This is a genomic window from Pseudomonas sp. RIT-To-2 (assembly GCF_029623465.1).
Lineage (GTDB): Bacteria > Pseudomonadota > Gammaproteobacteria > Pseudomonadales > Pseudomonadaceae > Aquipseudomonas > Aquipseudomonas silvicola.
Window position 1 is genome coordinate 20155 of record NZ_JAPYKM010000040.1, and the last position, 19191, is coordinate 39345.

Below are 19191 nucleotides of genomic sequence, written 5' to 3' on the forward strand. Positions count from 1 at the left end.
CTAACCAATGAAAAGAACAATCATGGCGGGGCTGGCGATCGTGGTCGTAGCCGGCATCGGGGCGGCGCTGTACATCAACGGCAGCACCCGCGCCGATGACATCGCCGATAACCAATTGCAGGCCTCGGACAGCACGCCCCCCGATCCGGCCCAGGTGCGCCAGGGTGCGTATATCGCCGTGCAGGGTGACTGCGCCGCCTGCCACACGGCCCCGGGCGGCAAGGCTTTCGCCGGTGGCTATGGCCTGCAGACGCCGTTTGGCGTGATCAACTCCACCAACATCACCCCTGATCGCCAGACCGGCATCGGCAACTGGACTGAGCGGGATTTCTTCCGTGCCGTGCGCCACGGCAAGCGCAAGGACGGCCAATTGCTGTACCCGGCCATGCCCTATAACGCCTATGTGCAGATGAGCGACAGCGACCTGCATGACCTGTGGGCCTACATGCGCTCGCTGGCCCCGGTCAGCCAGGCACCGGCGGCCAATACCCTGGGCTTTCCCTATGATATTCGCCTGGCGATGCTGGGGTGGAACCTGCTGTTCTTCAAGAACGCCGCCTACGTGCCGGTACCTGAGCAATCGGCGCAATGGAACCGAGGCCGCTACCTGGTGGACGGCGCCGGCCACTGTGCCGCCTGCCATACGCCGAAGAACGCCTTGGGCGGCGACACCGGCGCCTACCTGCAAGGCGCCGCGCTGCTGGGCGGGCATGCTCCCGAGATCACCAACGATGCCCACCTGGGGCTGGGTAACTGGAGCGCGGAGCAGGTCCGGCAATACCTGAAAACCGGTAGCAACGACACCGCCGTGGCGGCCGGCGCCATGGGTGAAGCGGTGGAGCATTCCACCCAGTACCTCAATGACACGGACCTGGCCGACATTGCCCTGTACCTCAAGTCGTTGCCAGGCTCAGGCACCCAGGCGCCCGCCGGGCTGGCCGCCAACGCCCCGGTGATGCAACGCGGCGCGCGGGTGTACGAGACCAACTGCATGGCCTGCCACAATGTGCGTGGCGAGGGCATTGGCGGTATGGTGCCGGCCTTCGCCGACAACTCGGGCATGCGTACCCCTGGCGGCGCGAACCTGATCAGCGCGGTGCTCAAGGGCGGACGCGCGGCGGCCACCGACAGCAATATCACCGCAGCGGGCATGCCGTCCTTCGCCTGGAAACTGAACGACACCGACATTGCCGCCGTGCTGACCTACGTGCGCAACAGCTGGGGCAACGCCGCGCCCGCCGTGGCCCCCGCGCAGGTGGCCAAGGCGCGCACCGCGCTGAAAGCCGACACACCGATCAGCGGCCTGTGAGGGTGACGGCCCCCGCTGCCGCGCCAGTGGGGGCAGGTCATCGACCACGCAAGGAAGTCGCTGCATGGTAAATTGCCCTTGGCCTCCCCCTTACGGAAATGTTTCGTTGGACAGCATCAATCGAAAGAAACGCCTGGTTCATGTGGCCGAGCTGGCCGGGGTCAGTCTCAGCACGGTCGACCGTGTACTCAATGAGCGCGGCAGTGTCTCCGACGCCAAGCGCCGCAAGGTGTTGAACGCCGCACGTGCTTTGGACCTGCGGCGCGTGCTGCCCTCACCGGTGCACGGCCTATTGCGCTTCGACCTGCTGATGGTCGACAGCACCACAGACCATTACCGGCGCGTGGCAAAGGGGTTTGCACAACAGGCCAACCTGTATCGCTCGCGGATGGTGCTGCAACGCCACATCTGGCGAGAGGGTAACCCGGGCGAGCTGGTCGACCTGATCAACAACCCGACCACGGCCCGGCAAGGGTTGATCGTGGTCGCACAGGACCAGCCCGCCGTTCGCGCCGCGCTCAAAGCACAGATCGACCAGGGTGTGCCGGTGGTGCTGCTGACCAGCAGCCTGTCCGAACTCAGCGGCGCCACCTACATCGGCATCGACAACCGCATGGCTGGCCGCAGTGCCGGGCGGCTGCTCAGCCAGTGGGCCATTCCCACCCGGGGGCGGGTGCTGCTGATCACCAACTCACTGCTCTACCACGCCCACCAGGAGCGGGTGGAAGGCTTCCTGCAAGTGTTGCGTGAACGCGCCCCCGGGCTGCAAGTGATCGGGCCTGTGGGCTGTCACGACGATGACCACAAGACCGCCCAGGCCGTGCACGATGCCGTGGCCGACGGGCACCCCCTGGCGGCGGTCTATAACACCGGCAGCGGCTCCGCCGGTATCCGCCAGGCACTGCTGGCGCAAAACCTGCGCCCCGTCTGGCTGACCCATGAGGCCAGCGAGCAGCACGCGCAATTCTTGCGCGAAGGCTTGCTGTCACTGGTCATCGACCAGGACCCCGAGGGCCAGGCCGAGGCCGCCATCCAGCACCTGCTCGTCGCCAACGGCGACCTGGAAGCGCCTGCCAGGGCAACCCCTCAATTGCGCATAGTGATCGAGGAGACCCTCCCCAACTGAATGGGTTCTGACGTGAAAACGTCAATTTGTTAGTGGCGTGGTGATATGCCGCACCCCTAGACTCGCCCGCCGTGACCGCCTGGTCGCGCGCTCAGGCGCGTTGTAGCGCGGTTCGACCTTCCTCATCGCCCACAGGACACCTTCATGCAGCGCAGAGATTTCCTTTCATCGGCACTGGCCCTGGCGGCAGCGTCCACGTTGCCTGCTGCGCGCGCCGAGGTCATCAGCGGCGGCCAGCCATGGGAACCCGGCAAGGCCAACGTGCCTTCGTTGCCCGCACCCCGTCAGGGCGGCCTGGCGTTTTTCACCCAGGCTGAATTCGACGCGGCCGGCGCACTGGCTGACCGCCTGATCCCGGCGGACGCGCTGAGCATCGGTGGCAAGGAAGCCGGTTGCGCCGTGTTCATCGACCGCCAACTGGCCGGCGACTACGGCAAGGGCGCCACCCTGTACCGACTGGGCCGTTTCGTCAAAGGCACACCGGAACAGGGCACCCAGTCGCCGCTGACCCCGGCAGACCGTTGGCGCCAGGGCCTCGCGGCGTTGGACAACCATTGCCACAAGACCTTCAGCACCGCCTATGCGCAATTGGATGGCGCCCGGCAGGATGACCTGCTGCGGCAAATGGAGAGCGGCAAGCTGGCCCTGGATCTGGGGCCGGACCTGGAGGTCAAGGAGCTGTTCGAACAGATCCTGGCCAATGTCCGCGAAGGGTTCTTCGCCGACCCCCTCTACGGCGGCAACAAGGGCATGGCCAGCTGGAAAATGATCGGCTTCCCGGGTGCGCGCTATGACTTTCGCGACGTGATCGCCAAGAAGGGCCAGAAGCTGTCGATCATCCCCACGAGTTTGATCGACAACACCCTCTGACACCCCATTCCGTGAGCGGTGCGGCTCTGCCGACACTCGCCTGTAACCCCGTGATCATGCTGTATTGAAGAGGTACTGATTGATGGCGAATGTACGCCCAAAAGCCGATGCGGTGATCGTCGGCCTCGGCTGGTGCGGTTCGTTGATGGCCGAAGAATTGACCCGCGCCGGGCTCAACGTCGTGGCGATCGAACGTGGCCCCTGGTTCGAAACCTCCACTGACTTTCCACCTTCGGTAGACACCGACGAACTGCGCTGGGACACCCGCCGCAGCATGCTGCTGCCACCGGCCATCGAAACCACCACCTTTCGCAACAACCGCTCGCAGACCGCGCTGCCCACCCGTGACTGGAGCCTGAACGAGCTGGGTTACAACGTCGGTGGTTCAGGTACCCACTGGGCCGGCATGGCCTGGCGCTTCCTGCCGTTTGACTTCGAACCCTACAGCTTTACCCTCAAGCGCTACGGCAAGCAGCAGATCACCGAGGGCCTGATCGTTCAGGACTGGGGGGTGAGCTACGACGACTTGGAACCCTTCTACGAACGCTTCGAGAAGATCGCCGGCGTTTCCGGCAAGGCGGGTGTGCTCAACGGTCAGAAGATCGACGGTGCGAATATCTTCGAAGGCAACCGCAAAAGCGAGTTTCCGCTACCGCCGCTGGCCACCACGCGCCTGACGGACCTGTTCACCGACGGTAGCAAAAAGCTCGGCCTGCACCCGTTCATGGTACCGGCTGGCCAGGCGTCCCAGGCTTACACCAACCCGCTGGGCGTGCGCATGGGCCCTTGCACGTATTGCGGCTACTGCCTGTACTACGGCTGCGGCAACTTCTCCAAGTCCAGCCCCAACGCCTGCGTGATACCGGCCCTGATGCAACGCAGCAACTTCACCGTGCTGACCGAGTCGGCGGTGCTGCGCGCCACCTTGGCTGAGGACGGCAAGACCGCCACGGGCGTGACGTACCTGGACCGCAACAAGAAGGAATGGGAGCAACCGGCGGACATCGTCATCTTCTCGGCCTTCCAGATGCAGAATGTGCGGTTGTTGCTGCTGTCGAAAATCGGCAAGCCGTACAACCCCGAAACCCGTGAGGGGGTGGTGGGCCGGGCCTACAGCTTCCAGACCGTGTCTGGCGCCAACCTGTTCTTCGAAGACGAGCAGTTGAACCAGTACATCGGCGCCGGGGCCCTCTCCGCCCAGGTGGACGACTACAACGGCGATAACTTCGACCATACCGGCAAAGGCTTCATCGGCGGCGCCGGCATTCTGGTGGTGGCCCGCGGCGCGCGCCCCATCGGCAACGCCGACGCCGTGCCACCAGGCACCCCGCGCTGGGGCAGCGAGTGGAAGAAGGCCTATACCCATGCGTTTCAGAACGGGACCTTCATCTTCAACCAGGGCACCAGCTTCTCCCATGACGAGTGCTACCTGGACCTGGACCCGGAGTACAAGGACGCCAACGGCGACCCGCTGATTCGCGTCACCTTCGACTACAACGAAAACGACCGGCGCATGGCCCGTTTCACCGAAGACCGCGCTGTCGAGATCGGCAAGGCCATGGGCGCCAAGATCGTCAACGGCTTTGACTCGGCCGCCGTCAACTACGGCCCTTACCTGCCTGCCAGTGACCACACCATCGGTGGCGCGGTGATGGGCCTGGACCCCAAGACCAGCGTGCTCAACCGCTACCAGCAAAGCTGGGACGTGCACAACGTGTTCGTGCTGGGCGCCTCATCGTTTCCCAACAACGCCGGCTACAACCCGACCTCCACCATCGGCGCCCTGAGCCTGTGGACGGCCAAGGCCATCATCGATCAATACCTGGGCAAACGTGGCCCTCTGGTGGAGGTACCGGCATGAAGCGCCGACATTCCCTGGCCAGCATCGCCCTGGGCGGCCTGGCCCTGTGCGGTGTGGTCGGCCTGGTGCTGGCCGCCGAGACCCTGACGCAACCCGGCCAGCAGACCGACAGTGCCCAGGGCGTCAAGGCCCCGGCCACCACCGAAGACCCCGCCGTTGCCCGCGGCCGCTACGTGGCCATCGCCGGCGACTGCGCCGCGTGCCACACCGACCCGCACCAGGGCAAGCCTTTCGCCGGTGGCTACGCCTTGCAGACGCCTTTCGGCACCCTGCTGGCCAGCAACATCACGTCGGACAAGAACACCGGTATCGGTGCCTGGACCGAGGCCGAGTTCACCCGCGCGGTGCGCGAGGGCAAAGGCCGTCACGGCGAGAACCTGTACCCGGCCATGCCGTACAACGCCTACGTGAAAGTCAGCGACCAGGACATGCATGACCTGTGGGCCTACATGCAGACGGTGCCGGCGGTGGACAACAAGGTGGTCTCCAACCAGTTGCCCTTCCCGTTCAACATCCGCCTGATGATGATGGGCTGGAACCTGCTGTTCTTCGACAAGACCCCGTTCGTGCCCGTGGCCAGCGCCAGCGCGCAGATCAACCGTGGCGCCTACCTGGTACAAGGCCTGGGCCACTGCGCGGCCTGCCACACGGCCAAGAACTTCCTGGGCGGCGACAAGGGTGGCGCGTTCCTGCAAGGCGGCGAGCTGGAAGGCTGGCATGCGCCGGAGATCACCGGTAACCCTGCCGTGGGCATTGGTGGCTGGACACCCGCGCAGGTGGTGCAGTACCTCAAGACAGGCAGCAACGACGTAGCCGTCGCCTCGGGCCCCATGGCCGAAGCGGTGACCAACTCCACGCAGCACATGACCGACGATGACCTGCAGGCCATTGCCGCGTACCTGCAAAGCCTGCCCGGCTCCGATACCGCCAAGGCACAGCCGCTGGCGGCCAGTGACCCGGTCATGCAACGGGGTGCCAATGTGTACTCGGCCAACTGCGCCGCGTGCCACAACAGCGATGGCAAGGGAATCAACCAACTGGCCGCGGGCTTTGGCAATAACCCCGGCGTGCAGGCTGTCAACGCTCAGAGCCTGATGACCACCGTGCTGCAGGGAGGCCGCGGTGCCGTGACCCTGGACAACCCTACCAGCGGCGCGATGCCCAGCTTTGCCTGGAAACTGTCCGATGAGCAGGTCGCGGCCACCCTGACGTATATCCGCAACAGTTGGGGCAACGCTGCACCGGCGGTCACGGCCAAGCAGGTCGCCGACACCCGCAAGGACCTCAAACTGCCCGCTCAACTGAGCATTCACTGAACACTTTTCCGCCGTAGCAGCCTTCCCTGCAGGCCCGTGCGAAGCTCGGTCCTGCAGGGCAGGCGTGCACGTGCGGTGCCCCCTATCCAGTAAAAGGACTCACGCACCATGGGACCCCTACCCTCCTACCTGGCCCGCTACCCGCGCGCCACCTTGCTGATGCTGTCGGTCTGCACCGCCTCCGGTGCCCAGGCCGCCGACGCGTTCGCAGCCGACTCGCCCTGGATGACCGGCGACTGGGGCGGCCTGCGAAGCGAATGGCTGAACAAGGGCATCGACATCAAGATGGGCTACACCGGCGAGTCGGCGTCCAACCTGCGCGGCGGCTACCAGAAGCATGACCGGGTGACCCGCTACGCCGACCAGTTCAACCTGGGGGCCGACATCGACCTGCAAAAACTGCTGGGTTGGCAGGACGCGGCCTTCAGTCTATCGGTCACCAACCGCAACGGCAGCAACATCAACGACAAGATCAGCGACCCACGGGCCACCGGCCTGGGCTCGACTCAGGAAATCCAGGGCCGTGGCAGCGTCAGCCGCCTCAGCGAACTGTGGGTGAGCAAGGGCTGGTTCGACGACACCCTGAACATCAAGGCCGGCCGCTTCGCCGTCAGCGATGACTTCGCCGTCGAGGACTGCCTGTTCCAGGGCCTGGCCTTCTGTGGCTCGCAACCCGGCAACTACGTGGACAGCATCTACAACGGCCCCATCAGCCAATGGGCCGCACGGGTGCGCTACCGCCTGAGCAGCGAGGTCTATGCACAGATCGGCGCCTTCAACATCAACCCCTCGGACCTGGACAACGACAACGGCTTCAAGCTCAACGGCGCCGGCACCACGGGCACCCTGGTACCGGTGGAATTGGTATGGGCCCCCACGGTCAACCGGCTGCCGGGCGAATACCGCATCGGCTACTACCACAGCACCGCCAACGGCACCGACGTCTACAAGGACAGCAACAACCAGCCAGCGGCCCTCACGGGCGAAGCCTACCGCAGCGATTCCAGCCGCCATGGTTTCTGGCTGGTGGGCAAGCAGCAACTGACCTCGGTCAACGGCGACGCTTCGCGCGGGCTGGTACTGACGGCCAGTGCCACCTTCCAGGACCGCGCCACCACCCCGGTGGACAGCTACCAGAAGGTCAGCCTGGTGTACAAAGGCCCCTTCGACGCCCGCCCCACCGACACCCTTGGCCTGGGCATCGCCCGCGTGCATGCCAGTTCCCTGTTCCTGCGCAACGCCAAGACCGCAAACGCCGCCAGCGGCCTGAGCTACGACGACGCCGGCTACGTGCCCGAACAGCACTCCGAATACGCCACCGAGCTGAACTACGGCATCCAGGCGACCAAATGGCTGAACATCATGCCCAACCTGCAGTACATCAAGCACCCGGATGGTGTGCGTGAAGTCGACAATGCGCTGGTGCTGGGCTTGCAGGTGCAGTCACAGTTCTGACCGGCCACGTCAACTGCGCCGCGCGGTATCAGGCCCAGCGCCTATACCGCCGACGCGGGCAGGGCCGCTACCCGGTGTTGTCAGCCCCAGGGTGTCGCGCAGGGTCGTGCCCGGGTAGGACTGGCGGAATACCCCGGCCTGCTGCAGCAACGGCACCACCTGGCCGAGGAACAGGTCATCCCCCTCTTCCAGGTACGCCGGCAGCACCACGAAACCATCGCAGGCTTCGGCTTGGTACCAGTCGATCAACTGCTGGGCGACTTCCTGGGGGCTGCCCACGGGGGAGAAGAATGACAGGCTTTCGGCGTACCACTTGCCCACTTCGGCCACGGTCATGCCCCGGGCCACGGCTTCCTGAATGACGTACTGGAAACGGCCCTTGCTGCCGGTGATGCGCTCGGTGATATCCGGCAGCGGCGCGTTGAGCGGGTACTGGGACAGGTCGTGGTTCATGCTCGCGGACATGAAACTCAGGCCAGCCTCGGGACGGATCAGCGACTTGAGCAACGCGTCCTTTTCACGTGCGTCCCGGGCATCCACGCCGACGATCGGCACAATGCCTGGCAGCACCTTGATCGAGGCCGGGTCACGGCCGAACGCCTTGGCGCGCTCTTTGATCAGGCGGTAGAAATCCCGCGCGCGGGGCAGCGTGGCCTGCACCACGAAGACCACCTCGGCGTGTCGCGCCGCCAGGTCGATGAAGGTCTCCGACACCCCGGCCTGGATCAGCACCGGGTGGCCCTGGGGCGGGCGCGCGATATTCAACGGCCCGCGCACGTCGAAGTGGGCGCCCCGATGGTCGACATACTGCAACCGTGAAGGGTCGCCATGCACGCCACTGGCTACATCTCGCACCAGCGCATCATCACCGTGGCTATCCCATAGTTTGCGGACCACATCGATGAACTCTTCGGCGCGTTGGTAACGCTCGCCGTGGGCATAATGGGTGGCCCGCCCGTGGTTGCGCGCCTCGCCGTCGCTCACCGAGGTGACCACGTTCCACGCCGCCCGGCCGCCGCTGAGGTGGTCGATATTGGCCAGCATCCGCGCCGCCGTGAATGGCGCCGAATAGGAGGAAGACACCGTGCCGCCCAGGCCGATGCGGTCGGTAACCGCCGCCAGCGCGGCCAGCAGGGTCAACGGTTCGGGACGCGCCACGGGGCGGTACTTCACGGTGTCGGCAAAGTGGCCACCGTAGTTGTCGTCGATCGACAACTTGTCGGCCACGAACAGCATGTCCAGGCAGGCCGCTTCGGCGCGCTTGGCGATCTTCTTGTACAAGGGCCAGTCGACACCGCCACGGGTGGCGGAGTCAGGGTGCCGCCAGCCTCCCTGGTGGATGCCTGCTTCGAGGTAGAGCGCCAGGTGCATCATGGGTACCTGCTTCCTTTGCCGGGTGACGGGCGTATTCCCGCACAGGCGCGAATTATCACAACACTGATATTAAACAGGAAGTAACATAAAATTATTTGATTATGCGTTTCACCCCTCGGGCGTGCGCAAATGAAAACCCCCTCAGCTTTCTAAAGCCTCGCCAGCGAGCTTCGTCATGCTCTAGGCCAGCGCCCCCGTGGCGCCGCCCGTTCATTTCTGGAGATAGACCATGCTTCGCACTGCCGCAGCCCTGGCTGCACTGACGCTTTCCGGTTTCGCCTTCGCCGACACCCAGTGCTCGGTGACCATCCATGGCACCGATCAGATGACCTACGACCTCAAGACCATCGCCGTGCCCGCCAGCTGCAAGCAGTTCCAGGTCACCCTGGAACACCCGGGCACACTCCCCAAGAACGTCATGGGGCATAACTGGGTGCTGAGCAAGAAGGATGACCTCAAGGGCGTGACCGACGACGGCTCCAAGGCGGGCGAAAGCAACGACTATGTTCAACCGGGTGATGCCCGCGTGCTGGCGCACACCAAGCTGATTGGCGGTGGCGAGAAAGCGACGGTGACCCTGGACACCAGGAAGCTGAAGAAGGGTGATGACTACGTGTTTTTCTGTTCCTACCCCTTCCACGCCACCATGATGAAGGGCACGCTGACGTTCAGCGGCTGAACCGCGCGGCGGGACGGTTACCCTGCAGGGTAACCGCCGGCCGGGCTGGCAGGCTCAACGCAATTGCAGCACCTCATGTTCACCGTCGGCGGCGATCTGCGCCGGGGTGAACGGCAACGGCTGCCACTGCTGCGCGGAGAACAGCAGGGTCTGGTCCTTGAAGTGCGGCGATGCCGGGTTGCTGGACTGGGAAAATGCCAGCAACCCACGCGCCACCGGGCCATTGGCGTCGAAACCGACCAACTGGATATAGCTGCTGCCGCCATCGACATCCAACTGCAGCCCATGGCGCCGGGTCGTCATGGCGTCATAGACACCCAGCTTGCCGTCACCGCCCGGGATGGCGATACGCTGGGCCCCGCGCTGCACGCCCTGCAACTGCCCCCAGCGAGTATCGGCGGCCAGGCCTGCCTTGGCCACCTGGGCGCTGGCCGTGGCCAGCGCCTGTTTGAGGCGCGCCGCCACGTCCGGGTTCTGCCAGGCGATGCCGGCAGGGGTATGGACGGGGTCAGTGGGCGAGAATGGCACGCGCCAGTCCTGCCCGGTCTGCAACCCGGCCAAGGTCAATTGGAAGTACAGCATGCCCAGGCCACTGTCGAGTTGCGCACGGCGATCCCAGGCCTTCAGGGCCGCGCAGGCGGATGCGGTCGTGGCATCGTCATGGGCGCCGCAGAACGCCAGCATGTCGTCGAGCACAAGGTCAGCCAGGTACACGCGATTGCCTGTCACCAGGCTCTGCAAGAACGCTGGGGTCACTGCCTGGCTGCCCAACCGCTGCAACTGATCGAGGGCAAAGCGTGCACGCAGGCCCAGCGGCCGGTCGCTGCGGCTGATCAACGGCGAGAAGCCCACCAGCGGTGCCGCGGGCTGGGTCATCCAGGCACTGTCGTTGGAGTTCTGCAGCACATCATTGCGCAGCAGTTGCGGCAGGTGCCGAGCGGCGACGATACCCGGCTGCTGGGCGCCCTCGTCGTTCTGCCAGTCACACGCGCTGCGGCTGCCATCCACCCCCGGCAGACCCGCCTTGACCAGCGCCGGATCGGCGCACTGGGCCAGTTGCGCCAGGGGAATGTTGGGCACCACCGAGGCGTTCATGTACAGCGACTGGCCGGTGTCGTCCACCGCCAGGGTGTTGACCCAGGGAATGCCCTGATGGTCAGCGACGACCTGCTGCAACTGCTTGACGCTGGTGGCGCGGTTCATGGCGTCCCACTGGGCCAGGATGCGGTCGTTGCCCAGGTTGGCGTCCTGCAGGGCATAGGCATGGCTGGCGTCCCAGGGCATCAGGCCCGGTAACATCACCAGCGGGCCGAAGCGCGAACGGTAGACATCGTGGTTCACGGTTGCCAGGCTTCCATCGGCTTCACGCACGCGTACGGTGAAGGTCTGTTTCTTCAACGCTTGGGGTTGGCCGTCCACCAGGTAGGCCTTGCCAGCGTCGGTCAGCGTCAGCCGGTGCAGGGTGAAGTGGCTGGACTGGTCCACGGTATGGGTCCAGGCCAGGTGCTGGTTGAAGCCGATATTCACCAGCGGCAAGCCCGGCAGCGCCGCGCCCATCACGTCCAGTTGCCCGGGGATGGTCAGGTGCATCTGATAAAAACGCAGGCCACCGGTCCAGGGGAAGTGCGGGTTGCCCAACAGCAACCCTTTGCCGTTGTCACTGCGCGCGCCACCCACCGCGATGGCATTGCTGCCGCGGGTGTTGGCAAACGTCTGCAACTGCGCCAACGCTTGAGCCACGGCCTGGGGGTTGGCGGCCTGTGGCCCGGCGGCACCCGGTGGCGCGGCGGCCACCAGGGCCTTGGCGAAACGCCCAACGCCGCCTTCCACCAGCATGCGCCGCACCAGGCGAATCACGTCGTCGTTGGCCAACGGCCGTAGCCAGCCTGCGTTGCGGCACTGTTCAGGCTGCTGCGCGCTGGGCGTCTGGGCCAGGTAACGGTTGACCCCGGCCACATAGCCGGCAATGCGCTGCTGCATGGCCGGCGGCTGCGCACGCCAGAACGCCTGCACCGCCTCAGGGCCATTGAGCCATTGGAAGAAGATGTCCGAGGTGAGGTTGTCCAGGCCGCTGGAGGACGTGCCCGCCCGGCCCAGATACCGGGCACGCTCGCCGCTGGCGGTCAGCACTTCGTCTTCCAGCAGGCAGAGATTGTCACGCGCATAGGCATAACCGATGCCCTCGCCCAGCCCGTGGTCATCGCTGGCCTGTATATGCGGTACGCCCAGCGACGTCCAGCTCAGTTGCGCCACGGGTGCGGGGGCGGCCGCGTGGGCGGTGGCCGCCAGCAGACAGCAGGCGGCCCAGGCCGCGCTTTGTATCGGAAACGAATGCACAGGGGCTCCTTGAACAGACGGCCCACATGCGGGCCGGAATGAGGCTGCTCAGGAGACGATCACGCGCGGGTGAAATTTACTCGGCTCGCACAACGGCGCCTCCCCGGCCCGCTGCCCCGAAATCGCGCCTGCGGGCAAGAAGCTGGCAAATGAGCACCATGGAAGCGCACGAAAAAGATTACAGATAGAACAAATTCTCATTTGACAACGATAACCAACAACTCTAATGTCCTCGCCGTTACGTATGGATACAACCTTCTGTCACTCAGACCTAGCAGGTAGCAGCATGCAGGAATCAGGCACTCACGACCTTCCACTCAATGGATTCCCCTCTCTTCTCCAGACCCTGATTACCAACCGCAGTGGCCTGCTCAAGACGGCCGCGCGCATCACCGGTTGTCACAGCCGCGCCGAAGATGTGGTGCAGGACGCGTTCCTGCGGGTCTCCAGCATGAAGGCCGACACCTTGCCCTTCAACGCACGCCTCAACTACATCTTCCGTATCGTGCGCAACCTGGCCATCGACCACTACCGCAAGCAGTCGATGGAGCAGCGTTACTTCGTCAACGACGAGCACAACCTCAATGCCGCCCCACAGTTCGCCAACCCGGAGTCGATCAATGTGGACCGCCAGACATTGGGCAAGGTCGACAGCGCCCTGGCGCAATTGCCTGAACGCACCCGCTACGCCTTCGTGATGTACCGGGTACACGGCAAGCCGCAAAAGGACATTGCCGCCGAGCTGGGGGTCTCGCCCACCCTGGTCAATTTCATGATCCGCGACGCCCTGACGCACTGCACCAACTACATCGAGGCCTGCCAGGGCCACTGAAGGTTTTCATGGCGCCCGTTCAGCGGGCGCCACCCGCGTATCAGCCGACACCACCTTGTTGTCTACCCGCCTGGCGCGCTATGGTGCACCCGCGCGTCCCTCCGCCTCGTGGCACCAGGCCACTACGTGGAGTGATATTTCACTGTATAATTGTTCGCCATCTCAGTAGAACGGGGCGCTGCTTCGTACGAGACTCGATCAGCCAGCCGGTAGCCCGCCATGCTCACCCCTCCCGCCTCCGACCCATCCCAAGGCAGCCTCAGCGATGAGGCGGCGCACTGGTGCATGCGTATCCACGAGGCGGATTTCAGCGACCAGGAGCGCGAGGCATTCGAGGCATGGCTGGCCGCGGACCCGGCGCACAAGCGCCGCTTCGAGACGATGCTGGATGTATGGGCGGTCAGCGAGTATTTGCCGGTCGAACCCCTGGCGCCTGCCGCGCCCGCCCGCCCCCGCCGGGCCAGGCGGCCACTGCTGGCTGCGGCACTGGGCTTGCTGGCCATCCCCCTGATCGGATTGGCAGGGTGGCACCTGAACGTGATACCCGACAGCTACCAGCGCTACAGCAGCGACAACGCGGTGCGTGACATCACCCTGGCCGATGGTTCCCATGTGCAGTTGAACCTGGGCAGCCAGCTGTCCTTCGCCAACTACAAGGATCAGCGCAGCGTCACCTTGAGCAAGGGCGAGGCCTACTTCGAAGTGCAGCACGACGCCAGCCACCCGTTCGTGGTCAAGGCCGGCCAGGGCCAGGTGCGCGTCACTGGCACCCACTTCAATGTCTGGACCTACCAGGACCAGGTGGTGGTCACGCTGACCCAGGGCTCGGTGCAGGTCATGGGTGACCGGCGGCGTCCGAACGAACTCGTTTACCTGAGCCCCGGCATGCAAGCCCGGTATGATGCCGGGCAGAGCATTCCCCAGGTCGGGTCCGCACAGGCGGACGAGGCCCTGGCCTGGCGCGACGGCAAGCTGATACTTGACCGCTTGCGCCTCAGCGATGCCCTGCCGCAGATCAACCGCTACCTGCAAACCCCCGTGCACCTGGGTGACAACGCCACCGGGCAATTGCAGATCGGCGGCATCTACAACACCCGCAACATCGCCGCGCTGGTGCAGGACCTGCCCAAGGTGCTGCCCGTCTACCTCAGCCGCAATGAAGAAGGCGACACCGTCATTCGCGCCAAGCCGCGCTATGCGCCTTGATCCCCAGGGCATCACCCATATCGAAGCAGCTCCCACAGCCTCAGGTTGCATGCACTGGGCCTGAGTTCGCGCAGCACCTGTGACGCGGCCTGGGTCCGCTGCAAGGTTCGCGGTGCGGGTTGGTCTGGTTACATTCAGTCACCGCCCGCCCCCTAAATTCCACCCCTCCACCCTCGTTTAACCGGCAGTTTGCCCGCCACGCTTTCGCGGCGGCATTTCCTCATTGGGCCGGACCACTGCATGACCTACCTTCGCCTCACCCGCCGTGCTGCAACCCTTGTACTGTGCCTGATTCCCGTTGCCGCCGTGGCGGCGTGGCAGTTGTTGCCCAATGAGGCCGAGCAGCGTCCGTTCGTGCGCGTGGCACGCGGCAACATCGAGTCCAGCGTCACGGCCCTGGGCACCTTGCAACCGCGCCAGTACGTGGACGTCGGCGCCCAGGCCTCCGGGCAGATTCGCACCCTGCACGTGGAGGTCGGCGACACCGTCAAGCAAGGTCAGTTGCTGGTGGAAATCGACCCTGCCACCCAGCAAGCGCAGCTGGATGCCGAACGCTATGCCATCGAGACGCTCAAGGCCCAGGTCAAGGAGCAGCAAGCCGAACACCTGCTGGCCCGACAGCAACTGCGCCGCCAGCAACGCATGGCCGCCGATGGCGCCACCCGTGACGAAGACGTGCAGACCGCCCAGGCCAAGGTGCTGACCACACAGGCGCGCATCGACATGTACCAGGCGCAGATACTCCAGGCCCAGGCCACCCTGCGCAGTGCCCAGGCCGAGCTGGGCTATACGCGCATCTACGCGCCCATGAGCGGCACCGTGGTGGCCGTCGATGCGCGCCAGGGCCAGACCCTCAACGCCCAGCAACGCACGCCATTGATCCTGCGCATCGCGCGGTTGTCGCCCATGACGGTGTGGGCCGAGGTGTCGGAGGCCGATATCGGCCAGGTCAAGCAAGGCATGCAGGCCTATTTCACCACCCTTAGCGGTGGTGGCCGGCGCTGGACCAGCACCGTGCGGCAGATCCTGCCCATCCCGCCCAAGCCCCTGGACCAGCTCAGCCAGGGCGGTGGCAGCCCGGCAGCCGCCAGCGCTGGCAGTACCAGCACCAGCAGCAGCGCCGGCCGCGTGGTGCTGTACACCGTGCTGCTGGACGTGGACAACGGCGACAACACCCTGATGGCCGACATGACCGCCCAGGTGTTTTTCGTCGCAGGCACTGCCCAGGACGTGCTGACCGCCCCGGTCGCCGCCTTGCAAGGCAAAAGCAATGAGCAGGGCATGCGCACCGCTCAGGTGCTGGCCGACAATGGCCAGGTACAGCAGCGTGCGGTGCGCACCGGGCTCAGCGACCGACTGCGGGTGCAGATTCTCGATGGCCTGAAGGAAGGTGACCGCTTGCTGGTCGGCCCAACCGGCAACGGGAGCTGACCATGAGCACACCGCTGATTCAGCTGTGCGGCATCCGCAAGTCCTACGGCGGCGGCGACAGCCCCACCGTCGAGGTGTTGCGTGGTATCGACCTGGCTATCCATGCCGGCGAGTTCATCGCCATCGTCGGCACCTCGGGGTCCGGCAAGTCGACGCTGATGAATATTCTGGGTTGCCTGGATCGACCCACGGCCGGGCAATACCGCTTCGCGGGCGAAGACGTGGCTGCGCTCAACGACGACGAACTGGCCTGGCTGCGTCGCGAGGCCTTCGGTTTCGTGTTCCAGGGTTACCACCTGATTCCCTCGGCCTCGGCCCGGGAAAACGTGGAGATGCCGGCCATCTACGCCGGCACACCCGCGGCCGCCCGGGCCGAGCGCGCTCACGCCCTGTTGCAGCGCCTGGGGCTGGGCGAGCGCACTGGCAACCGTCCGCGGCAACTGTCCGGCGGCCAGCAGCAGCGAGTGTCCATCGCCCGCGCGCTGATGAACGGCGGGCACATCATCCTCGCCGACGAACCCACTGGCGCCCTGGACACCCACAGCGGCGCCGAGGTCATGACCCTGCTTGACGAACTGGCGCAGCAGGGCCACGTGGTCATCCTCATCACCCACGACCGAGACGTGGCCGCCCGTGCCCAGCGCGTCATCGAGGTTCGTGATGGCGAGGTGGTCAGCGACAGCGCAGCTGGCCAACCGGCACCGCCACCACGCCCCGGTGCTTTGCAGGCCGCCGAGCTGCGCGAACGCCTGAGCCGGGCCAATCAGGAACGCAGCCCTTGGCTGGCGGAAACCCGTGACGCCCTGGTGGCAGCCTGGCGGGTGATGTGGGCCAACCGCACCCGCACGGCCCTGACCCTGCTCGGCATCATCATCGGCGTGGCTTCCGTGGTGGTGATGCTCGCCGTGGGCGAAGGCAGCAAGCGCCAGGTCATGGCGCAGATGGGCGCCTTTGGCTCCAACATCATGTTCATGAACGGCGCCCCGGCTACGCCGCGAGCCCCACCGGGGCATATCCGCCTCAGCGACGTACAGGCATTGGCCGAGTTGCCGCAGGTCAATTCGATCATGGCCGCGACTACCCTGCAGGCCCAGGTGCGTTTCGGCGGCCACGACATGACCTCCACCATCGGTGGCTATAGCCCGGTGTTCCCGTCCATTTTCAACTGGCCCCTGACCGAAGGCAGTTTCTTCACTGACGCCGATATGTCGGCCGCGGCTGCCGTGGCAGTGATCGGTTCGGAAGTCAGGAAGAAACTCTTTGTCGATGGCCAAGACCCGATCGGCCAGTACATCCTGGTGGAAAACGTGCCTTTCCAGGTCATCGGCGTACTCGCCAGCAAGGGCTCCAGCGGCGCCAACCAGCGCAACGACCTGCGTATCGCCATTCCCTACTCGGCCGCGCGCATCCGCCTGTCCGGCGCTGAATACCCGGAATACGTGGTCATCGGCGCTGCGGACAGCACCCTGGTACACGAAGCCGAACAAGCGATCCGCGGCCTGATGCTGAACCTGCATGACGGTGTCCAGGACTTCGAAATCGACAACAGCGCCGCCCTGATTCAGGCCGAGGCACACACCCGCAACGGCCTGTCGCTGATGCTCGGTTCCATTGCCGCCATCTCGCTGTTGGTGGGGGGCATCGGGGTGATGAACGTGATGCTGATGACCGTGCGCGAGCGAACCCGCGAAATCGGTATTCGCGTGGCCACGGGGGCGCGGCAGCGCGACATTCTGCGCCAGTTCCTGACTGAGGCCGTGGTGCTGTCACTGGTGGGCGGCCTGATCGGCGTGGCCCTGGCGCTGCTGATCGGGGTTGCGCTGAACCTGGCCAAGGTTGCCGTGGCGTTCTCCTCCCTGGCCATGCTCGGCGCTTTCGCCTGCTCGGTCGCCACCGGCGTGATCTTCGGTTTCATGCCAGCCCGCAAGGCCGCCGGGCTCGACCCGGTTGCCGCTTTGACCAGTGAATGACCATGACCAGACTCCCATTTGCCCTGATTCCCCTGGTGGCCGTGCTGGCTGCCTGCAGCCAGACACCGCCACCGCATAGCGACATCACTCCACCACCGCAGTGGGGCAGTCCGACCGCCAGGCAGCCTGCGTATTTCGGCCCCTGGTGGACCAGCTTCAACAGCCCGCAACTGAGCCAACTGGTTGAACAGGCCCGGCAAGGCAGCTACGACCTGAAGGCCGCCACCGCGCGGGTACGGCAGGCCGGCGCGGATGTGCGTATCACCGGTGGGGCCCTGCTGCCGCAGGTGAACGCCAGTGCCGATGCCTATCGCCAGCGCCTGCTCAGAGGCCAGGGCTACAGCGAGCTGGACACCTCCAGCAATGCGCGCACCTACCACTACTTCGACACCGCCCTGACTGCGAGTTACGAGCTGGATTTCTGGGGCCGCAACGCCGCCGCCCGTGAGAGTGCCGGGTTCAGCCTGCAGGCCAGCGAACTGGACCGCGATACCCTGGAACTGAGCCTGTCCGGCCAGGTCGCCGACGCGTACCTGGATGCCCTGGCGGCCCGCGAGCAGACGCGCATCGCCGCGCTGAACCTTGCCAATGCGCAGAAGATCCTCGACGTGGTGCGCCACCGCTACCAGGCAGGTTCCGCCACGGCCCTGGAACTGGCCCAGCAGCAGAGCCTGGTGGCCAGCCAGCAGCGCCAGTTGCCGCGCTACCGGCAGCAGGCCCGCGACGCCCAGATCACCCTGGCGACGTTGTTGGGGGAGCCCGTGCAGAACCTTCAGCTGGCCGATGTGCCCTTCGAACGCCTGCATGGCCCGACCATTGATGCCGGCATTCCCAGCCAACTGCTGACCCGCCGCCCCGACATCGCCAGCGCCGAAGCGCGCCTGGCCGCGGCCCAGGCGGATGTGCGGGTCGCGCGCGCCGCGCTGTTCCCAAGCCTGAGGCTGACCGCCAGCCTGGCCACCGGTGACCGGCAGGCCGTGGACCTGCTGCGCAACCCGGTACTGAACCTGGGCGCGGGCCTGACCGCGCCCATCTTCAACAACGGCCAACTGCGGGCGGAACGGGACAAGGCCCAGGCCCGCCAGGAAGAACTGCTGGAAAGCTACCGAGGCGTGCTGGTGACCAGCTTCGGTGAAGTGGAGAAAGCCCTGAACAGCGTCGACGGCCTGGACCGCCAGACCCAATGGCAACAGGAAGAACTGCAACAGGCCCAACGCGCTTTCGACCTGGCCGAAAGCCGCTACCGTGCTGGCGCCGAAGACCTGCTCAGCGTACTGCAGGCCCAGAGCACCTTGTTCAGTGCACAGGCCGAGCGCGTGCAACTGCGCAAGGAGCGGTTGCAGGCGAGCGTGGCGCTTTACAAGGCCCTGGGTGGCGGTTGGGCGACGGCGCGCCTGTAGCGCCAACGCCCTGTAGGCGACCACT

Annotated in this window: 14 protein-coding genes; 12 read left to right on the plus strand and 2 right to left on the minus strand. The window is 65.5% G+C overall.

The window, feature by feature from the left end; all coding sequences use genetic code 11:
- The first annotated feature begins 7 nt into the window (after positions 1-7).
- From QBK88_RS26150 to QBK88_RS26175, 6 genes are all read left to right on the plus strand, one after another.
- The gene (locus tag QBK88_RS26150; RefSeq protein WP_277964314.1) at positions 8-1309 is read left to right on the plus strand and encodes a cytochrome c; all 1302 of its coding nucleotides are present in this window, start codon (positions 8-10) and stop codon (positions 1307-1309) included.
- 106 nt (positions 1310-1415) lie between these two features.
- A complete protein-coding gene (locus tag QBK88_RS26155) occupies positions 1416-2435 on the plus strand; it encodes a LacI family DNA-binding transcriptional regulator (protein ID WP_268143171.1) in 1020 nt (339 codons plus the stop codon).
- 144 nt (positions 2436-2579) lie between these two features.
- Entirely contained in the window at positions 2580-3305 is a 726-nt protein-coding gene (locus QBK88_RS26160) for a gluconate 2-dehydrogenase subunit 3 family protein (RefSeq protein ID WP_277964315.1), read from the plus strand.
- An 82-nt stretch (positions 3306-3387) separates the two neighbouring features.
- A complete protein-coding gene (locus tag QBK88_RS26165; protein ID WP_268143175.1) occupies positions 3388-5166 on the plus strand; it encodes a GMC family oxidoreductase in 1779 nt (592 codons plus the stop codon).
- Positions 5163-6482 carry a c-type cytochrome gene (locus tag QBK88_RS26170; protein ID WP_277964316.1) on the plus strand — a complete coding sequence of 440 codons (1320 nt, stop codon included), beginning with the start codon at positions 5163-5165 and terminating at the stop codon, positions 6480-6482. The genes QBK88_RS26165 and QBK88_RS26170 overlap by 4 nt, the downstream gene beginning before the upstream one ends.
- A 159-nt stretch (positions 6483-6641) precedes the next feature.
- The gene (locus QBK88_RS26175) at positions 6642-7937 is read left to right on the plus strand and encodes a carbohydrate porin (protein ID WP_445765003.1); all 1296 of its coding nucleotides are present in this window, start codon (positions 6642-6644) and stop codon (positions 7935-7937) included.
- Positions 7938-7946: 9 nt separating this feature from the next.
- On the opposite strand, the gene QBK88_RS26180 is transcribed toward QBK88_RS26175, so the two are convergent.
- Positions 7947-9311, minus strand: a complete 1365-nt coding sequence (locus tag QBK88_RS26180) for an LLM class flavin-dependent oxidoreductase (protein WP_277964317.1) — start codon at positions 9309-9311, stop codon at positions 7947-7949.
- A 229-nt stretch (positions 9312-9540) separates the two neighbouring features.
- Here QBK88_RS26180 and azu point away from each other — a divergent pair, with 229 nt between their 5' ends.
- Positions 9541-9990 carry an azurin gene (azu, locus tag QBK88_RS26185; protein WP_277964318.1) on the plus strand — a complete coding sequence of 150 codons (450 nt, stop codon included), beginning with the start codon at positions 9541-9543 and terminating at the stop codon, positions 9988-9990.
- A 54-nt stretch (positions 9991-10044) separates the two neighbouring features.
- Here azu and pvdQ read toward each other — a convergent pair whose 3' ends face one another.
- Positions 10045-12327, minus strand: a complete 2283-nt coding sequence (gene pvdQ / locus QBK88_RS26190; RefSeq protein WP_277964319.1) for a bifunctional acylase PvdQ — start codon at positions 12325-12327, stop codon at positions 10045-10047.
- Between the two features lie 286 nt (positions 12328-12613).
- On the opposite strand from pvdQ, the gene QBK88_RS26195 reads away from it, so the two are divergent.
- The 5 genes from QBK88_RS26195 (at position 12614) to QBK88_RS26215 (ending at position 19166) form a co-directional block, all read left to right on the plus strand.
- Positions 12614-13159, plus strand: coding sequence for an RNA polymerase factor sigma-70 (locus tag QBK88_RS26195; RefSeq protein ID WP_158155493.1), 546 nt, complete (start codon positions 12614-12616; stop codon positions 13157-13159).
- Positions 13160-13378: 219 nt separating this feature from the next.
- Positions 13379-14365 carry a FecR family protein gene (locus QBK88_RS26200; RefSeq protein WP_277964320.1) on the plus strand — a complete coding sequence of 329 codons (987 nt, stop codon included), beginning with the start codon at positions 13379-13381 and terminating at the stop codon, positions 14363-14365.
- A 240-nt stretch (positions 14366-14605) separates the two neighbouring features.
- Positions 14606-15796 (plus strand): efflux RND transporter periplasmic adaptor subunit, encoded by a 1191-nt coding sequence (locus QBK88_RS26205; protein WP_277964321.1) that lies wholly within the window; start codon positions 14606-14608, stop codon positions 15794-15796.
- A gap of 2 nt (positions 15797-15798) precedes the next feature.
- Positions 15799-17766, plus strand: coding sequence for a MacB family efflux pump subunit (locus tag QBK88_RS26210; RefSeq protein WP_277964322.1), 1968 nt, complete (start codon positions 15799-15801; stop codon positions 17764-17766).
- A complete protein-coding gene (locus tag QBK88_RS26215) occupies positions 17763-19166 on the plus strand; it encodes an efflux transporter outer membrane subunit (protein WP_277964323.1) in 1404 nt (467 codons plus the stop codon). The genes QBK88_RS26210 and QBK88_RS26215 overlap by 4 nt, the downstream gene beginning before the upstream one ends.
- Positions 19167-19191: the final 25 nt, after the last annotated feature.